The organism is Dokdonia sp. Asnod3-C12 (genome assembly GCF_045063975.1).
In the GTDB taxonomy this organism is placed as follows: domain Bacteria; phylum Bacteroidota; class Bacteroidia; order Flavobacteriales; family Flavobacteriaceae; genus Dokdonia.
On sequence record NZ_JBEFNY010000003.1, the window covers coordinates 1,635,376 to 1,651,066 of the forward strand.

General features: G+C 38.8%; 11 protein-coding genes. 7 read left to right on the plus strand and 4 right to left on the minus strand.

Annotated features, from left to right (window positions below; all coding sequences use genetic code 11):
• Positions 1-93: 93 nt before the first annotated feature.
• The 6 genes from ACJJVW_RS07555 (at position 94) to ACJJVW_RS07580 (ending at position 7,085) form a co-directional block, all read left to right on the plus strand.
• The gene (locus tag ACJJVW_RS07555) at positions 94-1,125 is read left to right on the plus strand and encodes a rhodanese-related sulfurtransferase (protein ID WP_405251204.1); all 1,032 of its coding nucleotides are present in this window, start codon (positions 94-96) and stop codon (positions 1,123-1,125) included.
• Positions 1,126-1,284: 159 nt separating this feature from the next.
• Positions 1,285-2,772, plus strand: coding sequence for a regulatory iron-sulfur-containing complex subunit RicT (gene ricT / locus ACJJVW_RS07560; protein ID WP_405251205.1), 1,488 nt, complete (start codon positions 1,285-1,287; stop codon positions 2,770-2,772).
• Positions 2,765-3,241 (plus strand): gliding motility lipoprotein GldH, encoded by a 477-nt coding sequence (locus ACJJVW_RS07565; protein WP_339845946.1) that lies wholly within the window; start codon positions 2,765-2,767, stop codon positions 3,239-3,241. Before ricT ends, ACJJVW_RS07565 begins: the two co-directional genes overlap by 8 nt.
• Positions 3,242-3,251: 10 nt before the next feature.
• Positions 3,252-5,582 (plus strand): penicillin-binding protein 1A, encoded by a 2,331-nt coding sequence (locus tag ACJJVW_RS07570; protein ID WP_405221504.1) that lies wholly within the window; start codon positions 3,252-3,254, stop codon positions 5,580-5,582.
• A gap of 142 nt (positions 5,583-5,724) precedes the next feature.
• Complete coding sequence (locus tag ACJJVW_RS07575; protein ID WP_108877549.1) at positions 5,725-6,426, plus strand: CoA transferase subunit A; 702 nt, start codon at positions 5,725-5,727, stop codon at positions 6,424-6,426.
• Positions 6,427-6,428: 2 nt separating this feature from the next.
• A complete protein-coding gene (locus tag ACJJVW_RS07580; RefSeq protein WP_405251207.1) occupies positions 6,429-7,085 on the plus strand; it encodes a CoA transferase subunit B in 657 nt (218 codons plus the stop codon).
• An 816-nt stretch (positions 7,086-7,901) separates the two neighbouring features.
• Here ACJJVW_RS07580 and ACJJVW_RS07585 read toward each other — a convergent pair.
• Complete coding sequence (locus tag ACJJVW_RS07585) at positions 7,902-9,590, minus strand: ABC transporter ATP-binding protein (protein WP_405251208.1); 1,689 nt, start codon at positions 9,588-9,590, stop codon at positions 7,902-7,904.
• A gap of 350 nt (positions 9,591-9,940) precedes the next feature.
• Here ACJJVW_RS07585 and ACJJVW_RS07590 point away from each other — a divergent pair, with 350 nt between their 5' ends.
• On the plus strand, positions 9,941-13,906 hold the full coding sequence (locus ACJJVW_RS07590; RefSeq protein WP_405251209.1) for a M36 family metallopeptidase: 3,966 nt from the start codon (positions 9,941-9,943) through the stop codon (positions 13,904-13,906).
• Positions 13,907-14,027: 121 nt separating this feature from the next.
• Here the strand turns inward: ACJJVW_RS07590 and ACJJVW_RS07595 are convergent, their stop codons facing one another.
• The 3 genes from ACJJVW_RS07595 to ACJJVW_RS07605 all read right to left on the minus strand — a co-directional run bounded on the left by ACJJVW_RS07595 (position 14,028) and on the right by ACJJVW_RS07605 (position 15,613).
• A complete protein-coding gene (locus tag ACJJVW_RS07595) occupies positions 14,028-14,225 on the minus strand; it encodes a gliding motility protein GldL (protein ID WP_405251210.1) in 198 nt (65 codons plus the stop codon).
• Between the two features lie 16 nt (positions 14,226-14,241).
• Positions 14,242-14,958, minus strand: a complete 717-nt coding sequence (locus ACJJVW_RS07600; RefSeq protein ID WP_405251211.1) for a 3'-5' exonuclease — start codon at positions 14,956-14,958, stop codon at positions 14,242-14,244.
• A gap of 181 nt (positions 14,959-15,139) precedes the next feature.
• Positions 15,140-15,613: a methylated-DNA--[protein]-cysteine S-methyltransferase gene (locus ACJJVW_RS07605; protein ID WP_405251212.1), complete on the minus strand. Its 474-nt coding sequence runs from the start codon at positions 15,611-15,613 to the stop codon at positions 15,140-15,142.
• Positions 15,614-15,691 lie beyond the last annotated feature (78 nt).

The following is a 15,691-nucleotide window of genomic DNA, read 5'->3' on the forward strand; positions in this document are numbered from 1 at the left end:
CAGGATAGACCTCCGGGCATTTTTTGTACCCTTAATTCAAAGACTTATATTTGCCGAAGAAATAATTCTTTTAACTTAAAACGAAGGTATAGCATGCAACTGTACAACAAATTAAGCGCAAAAGAGAGAGCACAGCTTATAGAAGAGGCGGGAGAAGAACGCCTTACACTCTCTTTTTACCAGTATCATAAGATTGGAAACCCAGAACTTTTCAGAAACCACCTTTTTGTGGCTTGGGATGAGATGGAAGCCTTGGGACGTATTTATGTGGCAAATGAGGGTATAAATGCCCAGATGTCTGTTCCAGCCAAAAAATTTACAGCATTTAAGGAATTTCTTGATGGGATAAACTTCCTAGAGAATGTACGCCTCAATATTGCAAGAGAGCAAGACGATAAGTCGTTCTTAAAACTCAAAGTAAAAGTGCGTAACAAGATTGTTGCAGATGGACTAGTAGATGATACTTTTGATGTAACAAACAAAGGAGTTCACGTAGACGCTTCTACTTTTAATGAGCTTATAGAAGACGAGAATACAGTGCTCGTTGATATGCGTAACCACTATGAGAGTGAGATAGGGCATTTTAAAAATGCAGTAACTCCAGATGTAGATACTTTTAGGGATAGTCTTGATATTATTGAAGAAGATCTAAAAGATCACAAGGAAGATAAAAAACTTGTGATGTACTGCACAGGTGGAATACGTTGTGAGAAAGCAAGCGCTTATTTTAAGCACAAAGGCTTTAAAAATGTTTTCCAGCTAGAAGGAGGAATCATTGAGTATGCTCGCCAGGTAGAAGCAGAGAAGCTTGATAATAAGTTCAAGGGTAAGAATTTTGTGTTTGATCACCGTCGTGGAGAGCGTATCTCAGACGATGTTATCTCAAACTGTCATCAGTGTGGTACTCCTTGCGATGAGCACGTAAACTGTGCAAATGAAGCTTGTCACTTACTTTTTATACAATGTGAGGAATGTGCAAAGGCCAATGAAAAATGCTGCTCTACAGAGTGTGCAGAGATTAATGCACTGCCATACGAAGAGCAAAAGAAATTACGTTCTGGTAAAGGAAATAGTAATAAGATTTTTAAGAAAGGTAGATCAGAAAAGCTTGCTTTTAAGAAGTAAAAAGCAGAAAAAGAATCTGTTGATTTTGATTTTGGAAAAGGCGCTATAGATTACCTATCTTTATCGATAGTTCATTGTGAACATAAATATAACGCGTACACGCGGCTGTTACTCTCTTAACGATTGATATAGAGCGATGTACATTTAAATATACAAAATATGGCATGTGGCAGTTGTGGCACAGGTGAAGACGGATCTCCTAAAGGTTGTAAGAACAATGGAACCTGCGGAACCGACGGATGTAATAAACTTACAGTCTTTGACTGGCTTTCTAATATGTCCCTTCCTGATGGACAAGAAGCTTTTAACTACGTAGAAGTACGTTTTAAAAACGGACGGAAAGATTACTATAAAAACGAAGAAAAAGTCACCTTAAGTATAGGTGATATTGTAGCCACTCAAGCAGAGTCTGGTCACGATATTGGTATGGTAACTCTTACCGGTGAGCTTGTGCGTGTGCAAATGAAGCGCAAGAAAGTAAGGCAAGACACTCCAGAAACGCTTAAAATTTATCGCAAGGCATCACAAAGAGATATAGACATCTGGACTACGGCGCGCGAGAAAGAAGAAAGTATGAAGGTGCGCGCTAGACAGATAGCGATACGTCTAGATCTCCAAATGAAAATCTCAGATATTGAGTTTCAAGGAGACGGTTCTAAAGCGACATTTTATTATACGGCAGAAGATCGTGTAGATTTTCGCCAACTCATAAAAGAATTTGCTCAAGATTTCCGCACTCGTATTGAGATGAGACAAATAGGTCTGCGTCAGGAAGCGGCACGTCTGGGTGGTATAGGTTCTTGTGGTCGCGAACTTTGTTGTTCTACATGGTTAACAGATTTTAGGTCTGTAACTACGAGTGCTGCTAGATACCAGCAATTATCACTTAACCCGCAAAAGCTTGCTGGACAATGTGGGAAATTGAAGTGCTGTCTTAATTATGAGCTAGATGCTTACATGGATGCGCTCAAAAGTTTTCCAAAAAGTGAGACAAAATTATACACTCAAAAAGGAACTGCAGTCTGCCAGAAAATTGACATTTTTCAAGGACATCTATGGTATGCCTACGAGGGAGAATGGATGAACTGGCATAAACTTACTACAGATCATGCAAATGAGATTATAGCTGCAAATAAAAAGAAAGAGCCGGTTGCAAGTCTGGAAGAATTTGCTGCCGAACTTATAGAAGAAACAGTAATAGACTTTGGCAATGTAGTAGGACAAGATAGTCTTACTCGTTTTGACAAGCCTAAAACTACAAACAAGCGTCGCAATAGTCGTAAGAGAAAACCTGCTGGTAAAGGAAACAAGCCTCAGGGAGATAGACCAAAAGCTAAGGATAGAACTCCCAGAAAACCTAATCAAGATGGTGCAAAAGGTCCAAGACCTGCAGCAAAGAAAGGACCAAAACCTCAAGCAAAGGGACCTAGACCAGAAGGTAAAGGCCCAAAGCCTCAAGCAAAAGGACCGAGACCTGAAGGTAAAGGACCTAGGCCTAAAAGTAGAGGCCCAAAGCCGCAAGCTCAGGGAAACAAACCTAAAGATGCAACGAGCCAAAAACCAACTCAAGAAGGTCAAAAAGCTGGAGGATCAAAGCCTGCAAATAAAAATAAAAGGCGTCCTCAAAAACCAAAACCTAATGCGTAACGTATTACTATTGATACTCATTATTTTATGTGTTTCATGTGATTCAAAACAAGTGTATCATTCATACACGTCGTTAGGTAGCTCATGGAATATTAATGAACCTGTGATATTAGAAGTAAACGAGCTTGATAGTGTGCCATTATATAATGCATATATCACCGTTCGCAACAATAATCAATACCCATATAGTAATCTTTTTTTGATTACAGAGATGCAGTTTCCACAAGGGCGTACGTACACAGATACCCTTGAGTACGAAATGGCAAATCCAGATGGAACATGGATGGGTACTGGTTTTGGAGATATTAAAGAAAGTAAATTGTTGTATAGAGAAGGAGTACGCTTTCGCGAAAGCGGAACCTACACCTTTACTATAGAGCATGCAGTAAGAAAAAACGGAAACATCGCTGGAGATGCCTATCTAGAAGGAATTACCGAAGTAGGATTACGTATTGAAAAGCAAGAATAAACAGATCATAATGGCAAAACAAACACCTCCAAAAAAAGCTCCAAAAAAAAGCGAAGGAGATTACAGTAAATATATTTCTTGGTTTTGGCGACTATTTGCAGGAGGAGTCACACTAGCAATACTATTGTTTTTACTAGCAAGTTGGAATGTTTTTGGAACACTCCCCACCTTTGAAGAACTTGAAAATCCAGAAAGCAACCTTGCTACAAAAATCATTTCTGTAGATGGAAAGCAACTTGGTACTTATTATAATGAAAATAGGACTCCTATTAAATATGATCAACTACCGCAAAACCTTGTTGATGCACTAGTTGCAACAGAAGATGAGCGTTATTATGAGCACTCTGGTATAGACTTTAGAGGAACGGCTAGAGCGATGGCTTATCTAGGTAAAAACGGTGGTGCAAGTACAGTAACACAACAGCTTTCTAAGTTGTTATTTTCAAACCCTCCTAGCTCTACACTGGAGCGTCTTCTTCAGAAGGCAAAAGAGTATGTAATTGCAACAAGGCTAGAACGCCAGTATACAAAGCAAGAAATCATTGCGATGTATCTCAATAAATTTGATTTTCTTTTTAATGCTATTGGTATAAGTTCTGCCGCTCGTATTTACTTTAATAAAGATGTAAAAGATCTTGATTTACATGAAAGCGCTGTTTTTGTAGCAATGCTTAAGAATCCAAGACAGTATAATCCATACCGTGAGATATCTAAGGAGAAATCACTAAGAAGGCGCAATCAAGTCTTCAAGCAGATGGAAGTAAACGGGATGATTACTACTGCCGAAAAAGATTCCCTCACAGCATTACCTATGGAAGTAAAGTTTACTCCAGAAGGACACGCAGATGGAACGGCAACGTACTTTAGAGAAAACCTTAAGAAATTTATGGCTTCATGGATTAAAGAGAATCCTAAAGGAGAAGATGCAGAGGGTAATACTACGTATTATAACATTTACCGTGATGGCCTTACGATAACGACAACTATAGATTCTCGTATGCAGAAAATGGCAGAAGATGCTGTTGCTGCTCACATGCCAAGGTTGCAAGCCGAGTTTGATAGACAAAACGAGAAAAACAAAACAGCTCCTTTTAGAGATATCGAAGAGGAGGATGTGGAGCGCATTTTTAATAATGCTATAAAGAGCTCATCTCGCTGGCGCAAACTTAAGGCGCAAGGAAAAACCGAGGCTGCAATTAGAAAATCATTTGATGTAAAGACAGATATGACCATTTTTACATGGGCAGGAGATGTAGATACATTAATGACTCCGCGCGATTCTATACGTTACTACAAGAAATTTTTACGTACCGGGATGATGTCTATGGTACCTCAAACTGGAGAGGTGAGAGCATGGGTAGGTGGTATTAATATGAACCACTTTCAATATGATCACGTACAGTTAGGAAAACGCCAGGTAGGATCTACCTTCAAGCCTTTCTTATATGCAACTGCTGTAGACCAACTTCATTTATCTCCATGTGATACATTACCTAACACGCTTTATACAATACCTGCAGGGGCACATGGTAATACAAAGAACTGGACACCAGAAAACTCTGGAGGAGAGATGGGTGGTATGATTACTATGAAGGAAGCACTTGCTCAATCTGTGAATACAATTTCTGCGAGATTAATGGACAAGGTAGGGCCTAGACCAGTAATTGATTTAGTAGGTAAGCTAGGAGTTGATACAAAGGATATTCCAGTAGTACCTTCTATCGCGCTGGGGACAGCAGATTTAAGTGTGTACGAGATGGTATCTGCTTACGGAGCTTTTGCAAATCAAGGGGTTTACGTAAAACCACAGATTGTAAGTACCATACAAGATAAAAATGGAACTATTTTATACCAACATGTTCCAGAAACTAGAGATGTATTAAGTGCAGAGAGTGCTTATGTGACCTTGCAGTTAATGGAAGGAGTTACAAGGTCAGGTTCTGGAGCAAGATTACGTCACACATGGCGTAAAGATGCAATATATCGCAATGCCGTAACGGGTTATCCATACGGGTTTGATAATGCAATAGCTGGTAAAACGGGTACTACACAAAATCAAAGTGATGGATGGTTTATGGGGATTGTCCCTAACCTTGTTACTGGAGTTTGGGTAGGTGGTGATGATCGTGCAGTTCACTTCCCAGGTATTGGTTATGGTCAGGGAGCAACAATGGCATTACCTATCTGGGGAATGTATATGAAAGAAGTATATAAGAATGAAGACTTGGAGATTTCTAAAAGCGAATTTTCAAAGCCTAGTAACTTAACAATCACAACTAATTGTGATGATTATAAGAGTTCTGGTGTAAGCGACGAGCTACCAGATGAGCTAGATTTTTAATAGTATAATACAGACATAATGATAAAGAGTGCGAGCAATCGCGCTCTTTTTTTTTGGATTCATTTTTAGATGTTCAATTACGCTTTCGCGAAAGCGTAATTTGATACAAAATCCGTACTTTTAGTACTTATAAACTAAGAATATGATAACAAAGAAAGTGACTGGAGTAGACGCCGCACTAGAAGGTGTTGAAAGTGGAATGACAATGATGCTTGGAGGTTTTGGTCTCAGCGGTATTCCAGAAAATTCTATAGCTAAACTAGTAGCTCTTGATGTCAATAATCTCACCTGTATTTCTAATAATGCCGGAGTCGATGATTTTGGACTAGGGCTGTTGTTACAGAAAAAGCAAATAAAGAAAATGGTTTCTAGCTATGTGGGTGAAAACGCCGAGTTTGAACGCCAGATGCTTAGTGGTGAGCTTGATGTAGAGCTTATACCACAAGGAACACTTGCAGAGCGATGCAGAGCCGCTCAAGCAGGATTTCCAGCCATATATACACCAGCAGGATACGGAACTGAAGTAGCCGAAGGAAAAGAAACGAGAGAATTTGACGGAAAGATGTATGTGCTAGAACATGCCTTTAAAGCAGATTTTGCTTTCGTAAAGGCATGGAAAGGTGACGCTGCAGGTAACTTAATATTTAAAGGGACTGCAAGAAACTTTAATCCCAATATGTGTGGGGCGGCTACCATAACTGTTGCAGAGGTGGAAGAGCTTGTGCCGGTAGGGACACTAGACCCTAATCAAATACACATTCCAGGGATTTTTGTACAACGTATTTTCCAAGGAGAAACGTATGAAAAGAGAATAGAACAACGCACCGTTAGAACAAGAGACTAATTATGGCTTTAGATAAAAATCAAATTGCACAACGCATTGCAAGAGAAGTACAAGATGGATATTATGTAAACCTAGGTATCGGTATCCCTACGCTTGTTGCAAACTATGTACGTGAAGATATTGACGTAGAGTTTCAAAGTGAGAATGGAGTGCTGGGAATGGGGCCTTTTCCATATGATGGAGAAGAGGATGCAGATATTATCAATGCAGGAAAACAAACAATCACAACCTTGCCAGGAGCAAGTTTTTTTGATAGTGCTACTAGCTTTAGTATGATACGTGGTAAACATGTAGACCTCACCATTCTAGGTGCTATGGAAGTTGCAGAAAATGGTGACATCGCAAACTGGAAAATACCAGGTAAAATGGTAAAAGGTATGGGAGGAGCAATGGATCTCGTTGCAAGTGCAGAAAATATTATTGTAGCCATGATGCATACTAATCGTGCAGGAGAATCAAAACTTTTGAGAAAATGTAGCCTACCACTTACTGGTGTAGGATGCGTAAAAAAGATAGTGAGTAATCTTGCCGTACTAGAAGTTACCGAAGCAGGTTTTAAACTACTTGAGAGAGCTCCAGGAGTATCTGTAGAAGAGATTCAAGCAGCAACCGAAGGAACATTAATTATAGATGGTGATATCCCAGAAATGAAGTTTTAATATACTTCAATTTAGTAAAACATAGTCTCCAATTATCTGATGAACCATTAAAAAATGGTTTTTTGAGATAGTTGGAGATTTTTATTTTAAAGAAACCTTGTGGTCGTATTCTCTTCTTAAGATCACACAGGTTTTATCCTTCTCAGGTTCTATTTTTTCTTCATAAACAATCCTTTGTTTTGTGTTAGAGCATATGGAGGCTCTAATAATAAATATGCTTGATTTAAAACGCTTCCCTCAAGATGGTTTTAATGAGCTCTATATGACTATTTATCAGTTGTAAAAATGTAGAGCGCTTGCTCCTTGATTTTGCCTTAATAAAGAATATTCTTACATTTTGTACTGTGTTTTATCTACACAAATTAAAAGAGAGGTTTCCTAGCTTAAAATCGAAAACATCAATTAATGACGTTTAAAAACTCAATATTTCGATGAAATACACAATATTTTAACATTACAGCAAATTTTCTTAATCAAAAGCCTTGCAGATGTGTAATTTTATAGTACTTTAGCCGTCCCCCAAATCAAGTAATTGATTTCGATTAAATGCTAAGTAAGTTCGTTAACGAACGTGGTAATTTAGTTTTATAGTATGACTTAAACGTATAAGAGTGTTTTAAGTTATGATTTGTTAGAAATCCGCGGGGGGAGCCCTGCGGATTTTGTTTTAAACCTCATTTGTCTTTCATCCCTACTATGGAAAAACTAACAAACTCTACTAGATCATTTGTTTCTGGTGTAAAACATGCTGCAGATTTTACCACAAATTGTGCTAGGCTAGCAAAGAAGGTATTTCTATTTATGATCTAGTAACGCTTACATTCCTTTTGGAATGGCATGAATAAGTTTTTGAGTATACTCCTTTTCTGGCTGTTCATAAATACGGTCTGCATCTCCTATCTCTTCTATTTTACCTTTATTCATAACCACTAGCTGGTCAGACATGTATTTTACCACAGCAAGATCATGCGAGATAAAAATATAGGTAAAGCCAAAATCTGTTTTAAGTTCATTAAGAAGGTTAAGCACCTGTGCTTGTACAGATATATCTAGGGCACTTACAGACTCATCACAAATAATTAATTTAGGATTTACAGCAATAGTACGAGCAATCCCTATGCGTTGTCGCTGCCCTCCAGAGAACTCATGAGGATAACGATCATAATGCGATGCCTCAAGACCTACGCGTTCTAGCAACTCTAGCACGCGCTGCTTTCTTATAGATTTAGAATCATAAAGTTTATGGACTTCCATAGGTTCTATAATGGCTTGGCCTACAGTAAGCCTGGGATTAAGAGAGGCAAAAGGATCTTGAAAGATAATTTGTATTTCCTTTCTTAAACTTCTCAATGCTGCTCCACGCATCTCATTAATAGCCATTCCTTTGTATAAAATGGTTCCTGCAGTCGCTTTGTCTAATTGCAAGATGGCGTTTCCCAGGGTAGATTTACCACAACCAGACTCGCCTACTAGCCCAAGAGTTTCTCCCTCATAAATGGAGAATGAAACATCATCTACGGCTTTAAAAGCGATATCTTCAGCGAAGATGCCAGCACTAGAAAAGTATGTTTTTTCTACATTAATCACCTCTAGTAAAGGTGGTTGTGCATACAGATTTCTTAAATGTTCGGCTCTTTCAGATGTTGTTTCGGCTTTAGAAAGTGGTTTTTTATCTAGGTAATCTTTTATCGTTGGTAACTTTTTCAGGCGTTCATCTAGAGACGGTCTTGCACTTAATAATGCTTTTGTGTACTCATGTTGTGGGTTTGAAAATAACGCTTTCGCGAAAGCGTACTCAACAATATCTCCTTTATACATCACAGCAACCCTGTCTGCAATCTCGCTCACTAAGGAAAGGTCATGAGAGATGAAAATAATACTCATCTGATTTTCTAACTGTAATTCCTTAAGTAGTAGTATAATCTCCTGCTGAACGGTAACATCTAGGGCAGTAGTAGGCTCATCTGCAATAAGAATTTTAGGTTTACAAGCGATAGCCATTGCAATCATTACGCGTTGTTTTTGACCTCCAGAAATCTCATGAGGATATGCGCGAAAAATCTTCTCCACCGTAGGCAGTTTTACCTTTTCAAATAAGCGCAGCGTTTCTTCCTTTGCAGATTTTCGGTTGAGCGAAGTATGTTGTAAAAGAATTTCTACCACTTGCTCACCGCAACGCATTGACGGATTGAGACTACTCATGGGTTCTTGAAAAATCATGGAGATTTCATTACCTCGTATTTTCTGAAAATCCTTTTCACTAGTATCTAGTAATGATTGATTTTCAAAAACTATGGTGCCTTCAATAAGCGTGTTTTTCTTAGGTAAAAGCCCTAGAATGGCAAGTGATGATACACTCTTTCCAGACCCTGATTCACCCACAATAGCAAGAATTTCATTTTTATAAAGATCAAATGAAATGTTATGTATTACTTCTTGTACTTCCCCTTGCTGTTTAAAGGATATAAATAGTTGGTCTACAGTAAGGATTTTTTGTGGCTGCATACTTCAAAAATACGATTTCTTACGGTCTGTTATTAAAAGGATACATCGCAATTTGTAACACAAAAATAAGCTTGATTTGAGACTTTTTATGGTTATCATAATATTTCAAACATTATTAAATGTATTCAGCTATAGAAAATGAGTAGTTCTTGTTTAGGGATTCATCCAGTTCTTCACACAAATCGTATTTCTTAAAAAAATCTTAAAAATTTTTGTGTAGTTCGTCGAAAAGATTATGATTTCTTCAGTGAAATGACGTCATTTACTGAGTAAGCATATAATTTTAGCAAAATTTTTGCTGTAAAATGTATTTTATTAAGATTTCCCTATAATTAATTTAAAACTACAGTATGAAGAAAATCTACTCCTTTTTCCTAATGTCATTACTATTAGGAACCACCGTTTATGCACAGACCAGTGTGGACGGAATTGTCCAAAATTATCTAAGTAGCAATGCAGAAGAAGTTGGCTTGAAGTCTACAGACGTTGCTCAATGGAAAATTACTGATATTGTTCCTTCTCTCAATCCTGAAATACAGCACGTTTATGTAAAGCAAATGTATCAAGGTATTCCAGTACAAAACGGAACATACAAACTCACCGTAAGAGATGGTAAAGTTACCTACGAGATAAACCAGTTTGCAAAAGATGTTGCTCAGAAAGCTGCTGGAGCATCACTTTCATTGTCTCCAGAAAACGCAATCTTAAAGGTTGTGAATGCTCATAGTCTTAAGACACCAAGCAATCTAGGAGTTACAAAATCTTCAGGTAATCTTCTTGAATATGCAAATTCTGGAATAAGCTTAGAGCCTATCAAAGTAGAAAAAACATACCTAGCAATAGGTGATAAAATGCACCTCACTTGGAATGTATCTCTTTATCAACTTGATGCGCAGCACTGGTGGAATGTAAATGTAGATGCATCTACAGGAGAAATCCTTAAAACCACAGACTGGGTGATTTCTTGTTCTTTTGAAGATCCTAATCACACAGAGCATGGTCATACAACTACAGAAGAGCCAGTAGTAAATTATGGACCACGCAGTGCTACAGAAGCGAGCTATGCAGCTGCTGCAGTAGGAGGAGGTTCTTATAATGTTTTCCCGCTAGGGATTGAAAGTCCTAGTCACGGTAACCGTGTTGTAGTAACAGATCCAGCAAATGCTAATGCTTCTCCTTATGGATGGCACGACACAAACGGATCTGCTGGTGCAGAGTTTACAACAACGCGTGGTAATAATGTACTCGCGCAAGACGATACTAATGGTAATAATGGAACAGGTACAAGTCCTAATGGAGGAAGTGCTCTTAACTTTGATTTTAGCCTTAATTTAAATAACACTCCATCTACTTTCTTACCAGCAGCTACTACAAACTTATTTTACTGGAATAATATCATGCATGATGTATGGTACCAATATGGTTTTACAGAGGCGGCAGGTAATTTTCAAGAAAACAACTATGGTAAAGGCGGAGTAGGAAGTGATTCTGTAAATGCAGATGCTCAAGACGGCAGCGGGACTAATAATGCAAACTTTGCAACACCACCAGATGGTCAAAACCCTAGAATGCAAATGTTTTTATTCACAAATCCTACTCGCGATGGTGATTTTGACAATGTAATTATTGCACATGAGTATGGTCATGGTATTTCTACACGTCTCGTAGGAGGACCTGGTACAAACGCATTAGGAGGTTCTGAACAAATGGGTGAAGGATGGTCAGACTGGTTAGGTATGGTAATGACTATACGTCCAGGAGATACAAGAGATACTGCGAGAGGAGTAGGAACCTATGCAATAGGAGAGCCTACAACAGGGGCAGGAATACGTCCTACGAGATATGCTACAGACTTTGCTGTTAATGGAACAACATACAGTGACGTTCCGGGATTAGTAGCACCACACGGAGTGGGGTATGGTTTTGCAACTATTCTTTGGGATATGACTTGGGATCTTATTGATCAAGAAGGATATGACCCTAATCAATACAGTGGTAATGGCGGTAATAACATCGCAATGTCACTAGTAATAGAGGGACTCAAAAACACTGCAAATAATCCAGGATATGTTTCTGGTCGTAATGGAATCCTACAAGCAGACCAAGATCTTTACGGAGGTCAGTACAACTGTTTAATATGGGATGCTTTTGCTAGACGCGGAGTAGGTGTAGATGCTGTAGAAAATAGCAACGGAGGAACAAACACAAATTCAGATCAGGTAGTGTCATTTACAAGTGGATGTTCTGGACCACCAGCGCCAGTATCTTGTACTAGTACCGTAGCGTCGTTCCCGTATGCTGAAGGTTTTGAAAACACAATTGGAGCATGGTCTCAAGATACATCAGATAATATTGACTGGACAGTAAACTCATCTGGCACGCCATCTTCTGGTACAGGACCAGCAGCTGCAAATGAGGGATCATTTTACATCTATGTAGAAGCATCTGGTGACGGTGCAGGATTTCCAACTAAGACAGCAACTTTAAATTCTCCTTGTTTTGATCTAACAGGAGTAAACGGAGCAGAAGTAACATTTAGTTACCAGATGACTGGTAATGCTGTAGGGACTGTACGTCTTGAAGCAAGAGATGATGCAACGCAAACATGGGATGAATTATGGGTGCAATCAGGAGATAAAGGAGCGGCTTGGCTAGATGCAACCGTAAGTCTTGCATCTTATGATGGAGCCACACAATTGCGTTTCCGTGCTACTACTGGAACTTCTTGGCAGGGTGATATTGCTATTGATGGCTTTGCTATTGATGGTACTGCTCCGGCAGATACCCAAGCACCTACTGCGCCTACTAATCTTGCAGTAACAGATGTTACTACAACATCTGTAGCTTTATCATGGACAGCAGCTACAGATAATGTAGCAGTAACAGCATACGATGTCTTCCAAGGAACTAATAACCTAGGAGAAGTAACTGCTACTTCGGCAAATATAACAGGTTTAGTAGAAGGAACTACCTATCAATTTACGGTTCGCGCCAAAGATGAAGCAGGTAATATCTCAGGAAATAGTAATACTGTAAGTGCGACAACTGATACTACTGCACCACCTAGTGGGTGTGTAGGTACAGCAAGTGCTCCATATAGTGAGAGTTTTGAGTCAGGACTAGGTCAGTGGTCACAAGCTACAGGAGATGATATAAATTGGACACGTGATGCTTCAGGAACGCCATCTAATAATACAGGGCCAAGTTCTGGAGCTGATGGATCTTTCTATTTATATGTAGAAGCGTCAGGTAATGGAACAGGTTTTCCTAACAAAAGAGCGATTATAAACTCACCTTGTTTTGATTTAACAGGAGAAACAGAAGCAAATTTTACCTTTGATTATCATATGTTTGGATCTACAGACGGTGGTCGTATAGATCTTGAAGCAAGTGCAGATGGAGGTACGACATGGACAAGCCTATGGAACCAAACTGGAAACCAAGGTAACCAGTGGAATGCTGTAACAATCAATCTTGATGGATACACTGGCGGAACAGTGCAATTACGTTTCAACCGTATTACTGGAAGTACATGGCAATCTGACGTTGCTATTGATAATGTAGTACTATCTGCTGGAGGTGGAGGAGGTGACACAGGAGCGCCATCTGGATACTGTGCATCAAATGGAAATAATACTAATGATGAGTATATACAACGTTTACAAATAGGAAGTATTAATAATGCAACTGGAGCGTCTGCTGGAGGTTACGGAGATTTTACAAACCTTTCTACAACATTAGGAAGTAGTAATACAATCACAATTACTCCAAGATGGACTGGAACTGTATATAATGAAGGGTATGCAGTATTTGTAGACTGGAACCGTGATGGAGATTTTACAGATGCAGGAGAGACCGTATACACGAGAGCAGCAACATCTGCTACTCCAATAACAGGAACATTTAGCGTGCCTTCTGGAGCATCTCAAGGAGCAACGAGAATGAGAGTTTCTATGAAGTATAATGGGATCCCTACAGCTTGCGAAAGCTTCCAGTATGGAGAAGTAGAGGATTATATTGTAAATGTGGTGAGTAGTGCTGGATTTGGGGCAAATGATGCTCAGAGCAGCCTTACTGAAGCAGCAGGAAGTGGAGAATTCTCTATATTCCCTAATCCTGTAACTCGCGGAGAACTTTCAATTAACTTAAACGGCACAGAAGCAACTGCTGTGACTATCTATAATTTATTAGGTCAGGTAGTACACAAAGGTAATTTTGAAAACACACTTGATGTTTCAAGATTAGAGACTGGTGTTTATATTCTTGAAGTGGAAACGGCAACTACAAAAATGGTAAAACGTTTTATTAAGAAATAGTGTTCATTTCTTAGTGTAGTAGACTATAAATAAAAGCCCGATATCAAATTGATATCGGGCTTTTTCTATGTGAATAATTACGCTTTCGCGAAAGCGTACTCAACTTAATAAAACAACATTATCATTTATTGAGAAATTTCTTAAATTCTTCTGTGGTGTATATTTTCCAGATACCTAGTATTCCTGCAATGACCTGTAAAAACGTACCGCCACTTAATAATTCTGGAGCAAACTGCCAGTGTAATATTTTAAACATGGCACCTAGTACTGTACAGATAAGTCCTGCTATAAATATTGCTAAAATGTGTTTTACCTTCATGATGAGTAGTAACTAGTTATACAGAAATGATTTCGCTCTCTTCGAGTAGTTTCTCGTTGCGCAGTCTCAATACAATTTGAGCAACAGCAACGGTATCTTTTTCACAATATACTACAATACGTTTTATATCCTTTTCTTCGTAGTAGACTGCCCTTACTTGGCTGCCGTCTATATCGTCCTTAGGAGAAGGGATGCCGAGTATTTTTGTGAGCAGTTTTAAGGAGGTGTAGTGTTTATAATCTCCAAACTTCCATAAGTCTAAGGTGTCAATGTGAGGTATCTCCCAAGGTTTTTTTCCAAAGAGGTTAAGCTTATGAGGTAATGTAACGCCATTTATAATCATCCTACGAGCGATATATGGAAAGTCAAACTCCTTACCATTATGAGCACAAAGAAGATGCTGCTTGCCATTAAAATGTGTTTCTAGTAGGGTTTTAAAATCATTGAGGAGAATTGCTTCATCATCTCCGGCAAAAGAGGTGGTTCTAAATCTTTTTCCTGCTACACTAGCGTTAAAATATCCTACGGAGATACATACGATTTTTCCAAATTCTGCCCAGATTCCGGCACGCTCATAAAAAGCTTCTGGTGTATGCTCGTCTTTGCGTAAATATTTTGTTTTATCTGTATAAAGTAACTTTTCAGTTTCATCTAGATTGTCATAAGAAGCATGCTGAGGTACGGTCTCAATATCAAGAAAAAGAATATGTTCTAGCTGTAACGTATCTATCATTTGTCTAATAGGTTAATTTCAAGCCTAAAGCCTTATTTAATGATGTTAAAATACAATAAAATGCTAATTGGCAGCGGTTTATGTATTTTGAAATTTGCAATTAGGTTATCCGTAAGACTATTTTCGGTAGATACATAAAAGTTTTCTTTGCTTTCGCGAAAGCGAGATTTAAAGCATTACCTCAAAACAATGAGCCCTGGGTAACGGGACTTTCATGTGCTAGTAGCCATTTTTTTCGATGCAATCCGCCAGCATAACCAGTAAGAGAGCCATCGCTGCCTATTACCCTGTGACAAGGAATTATTATAGAAATGGGGTTTTTGCCATTTGCACTTGCTGCTGCGCGTATGACCTTAGCATCACCCAGCTGTTTTGCCATGGCGAGATACGAGGTAGTCTTCCCAAATGGTATCGTCTCTAACTCCCTCCACACTCGACGTTGAAAATCTGTTCCTAACGGATCAAGCTTTAGAGAAAAAGTAGTGCGCTCTCCCGAAAAGTATTCTTGAAGTTGGGTGGCAGCATCCTCCAGTACATCTGGAATTGTAGAAGAAGGCGTTACATCTGTTTCGATAAATAGCACAGAACTCAGGCCATCGCTGGTACCTTCTAGCTGTAATAATCCCATAGGTGTAGCTATAACTGCGTGTTCCATTATCTCAAATATACCATTTAAGAAGTTGTTTATCTTACTACCAATCAGTACTTTTATAGATTATAATATCTACATATG

Bases quoted from the DNA above. Each gene is read 5' to 3' on its own strand.
- ACJJVW_RS07555 (WP_405251204.1), top strand. From the start codon at position 94: ATGCAACTGTACAACAAATTAAGCGCAAAAGAGAGAGCACAGCTTATA.
- ricT (WP_405251205.1), top strand. From the start codon at position 1,285: ATGGCATGTGGCAGTTGTGGCACAGGTGAAGACGGATCTCCTAAAGGT.
- ACJJVW_RS07565 (WP_339845946.1), top strand. From the start codon at position 2,765: ATGCGTAACGTATTACTATTGATACTCATTATTTTATGTGTTTCATGT.
- ACJJVW_RS07570 (WP_405221504.1), top strand. From the start codon at position 3,252: ATGGCAAAACAAACACCTCCAAAAAAAGCTCCAAAAAAAAGCGAAGGA.
- ACJJVW_RS07575 (WP_108877549.1), top strand. From the start codon at position 5,725: ATGATAACAAAGAAAGTGACTGGAGTAGACGCCGCACTAGAAGGTGTT.
- ACJJVW_RS07580 (WP_405251207.1), top strand. From the start codon at position 6,429: ATGGCTTTAGATAAAAATCAAATTGCACAACGCATTGCAAGAGAAGTA.
- ACJJVW_RS07585 (WP_405251208.1), bottom strand. From the start codon at position 9,590: ATGCAGCCACAAAAAATCCTTACTGTAGACCAACTATTTATATCCTTT.
- ACJJVW_RS07590 (WP_405251209.1), top strand. From the start codon at position 9,941: ATGAAGAAAATCTACTCCTTTTTCCTAATGTCATTACTATTAGGAACC.
- ACJJVW_RS07595 (WP_405251210.1), bottom strand. From the start codon at position 14,225: ATGAAGGTAAAACACATTTTAGCAATATTTATAGCAGGACTTATCTGT.
- ACJJVW_RS07600 (WP_405251211.1), bottom strand. From the start codon at position 14,958: ATGATAGATACGTTACAGCTAGAACATATTCTTTTTCTTGATATTGAG.
- ACJJVW_RS07605 (WP_405251212.1), bottom strand. From the start codon at position 15,613: ATGGAACACGCAGTTATAGCTACACCTATGGGATTATTACAGCTAGAA.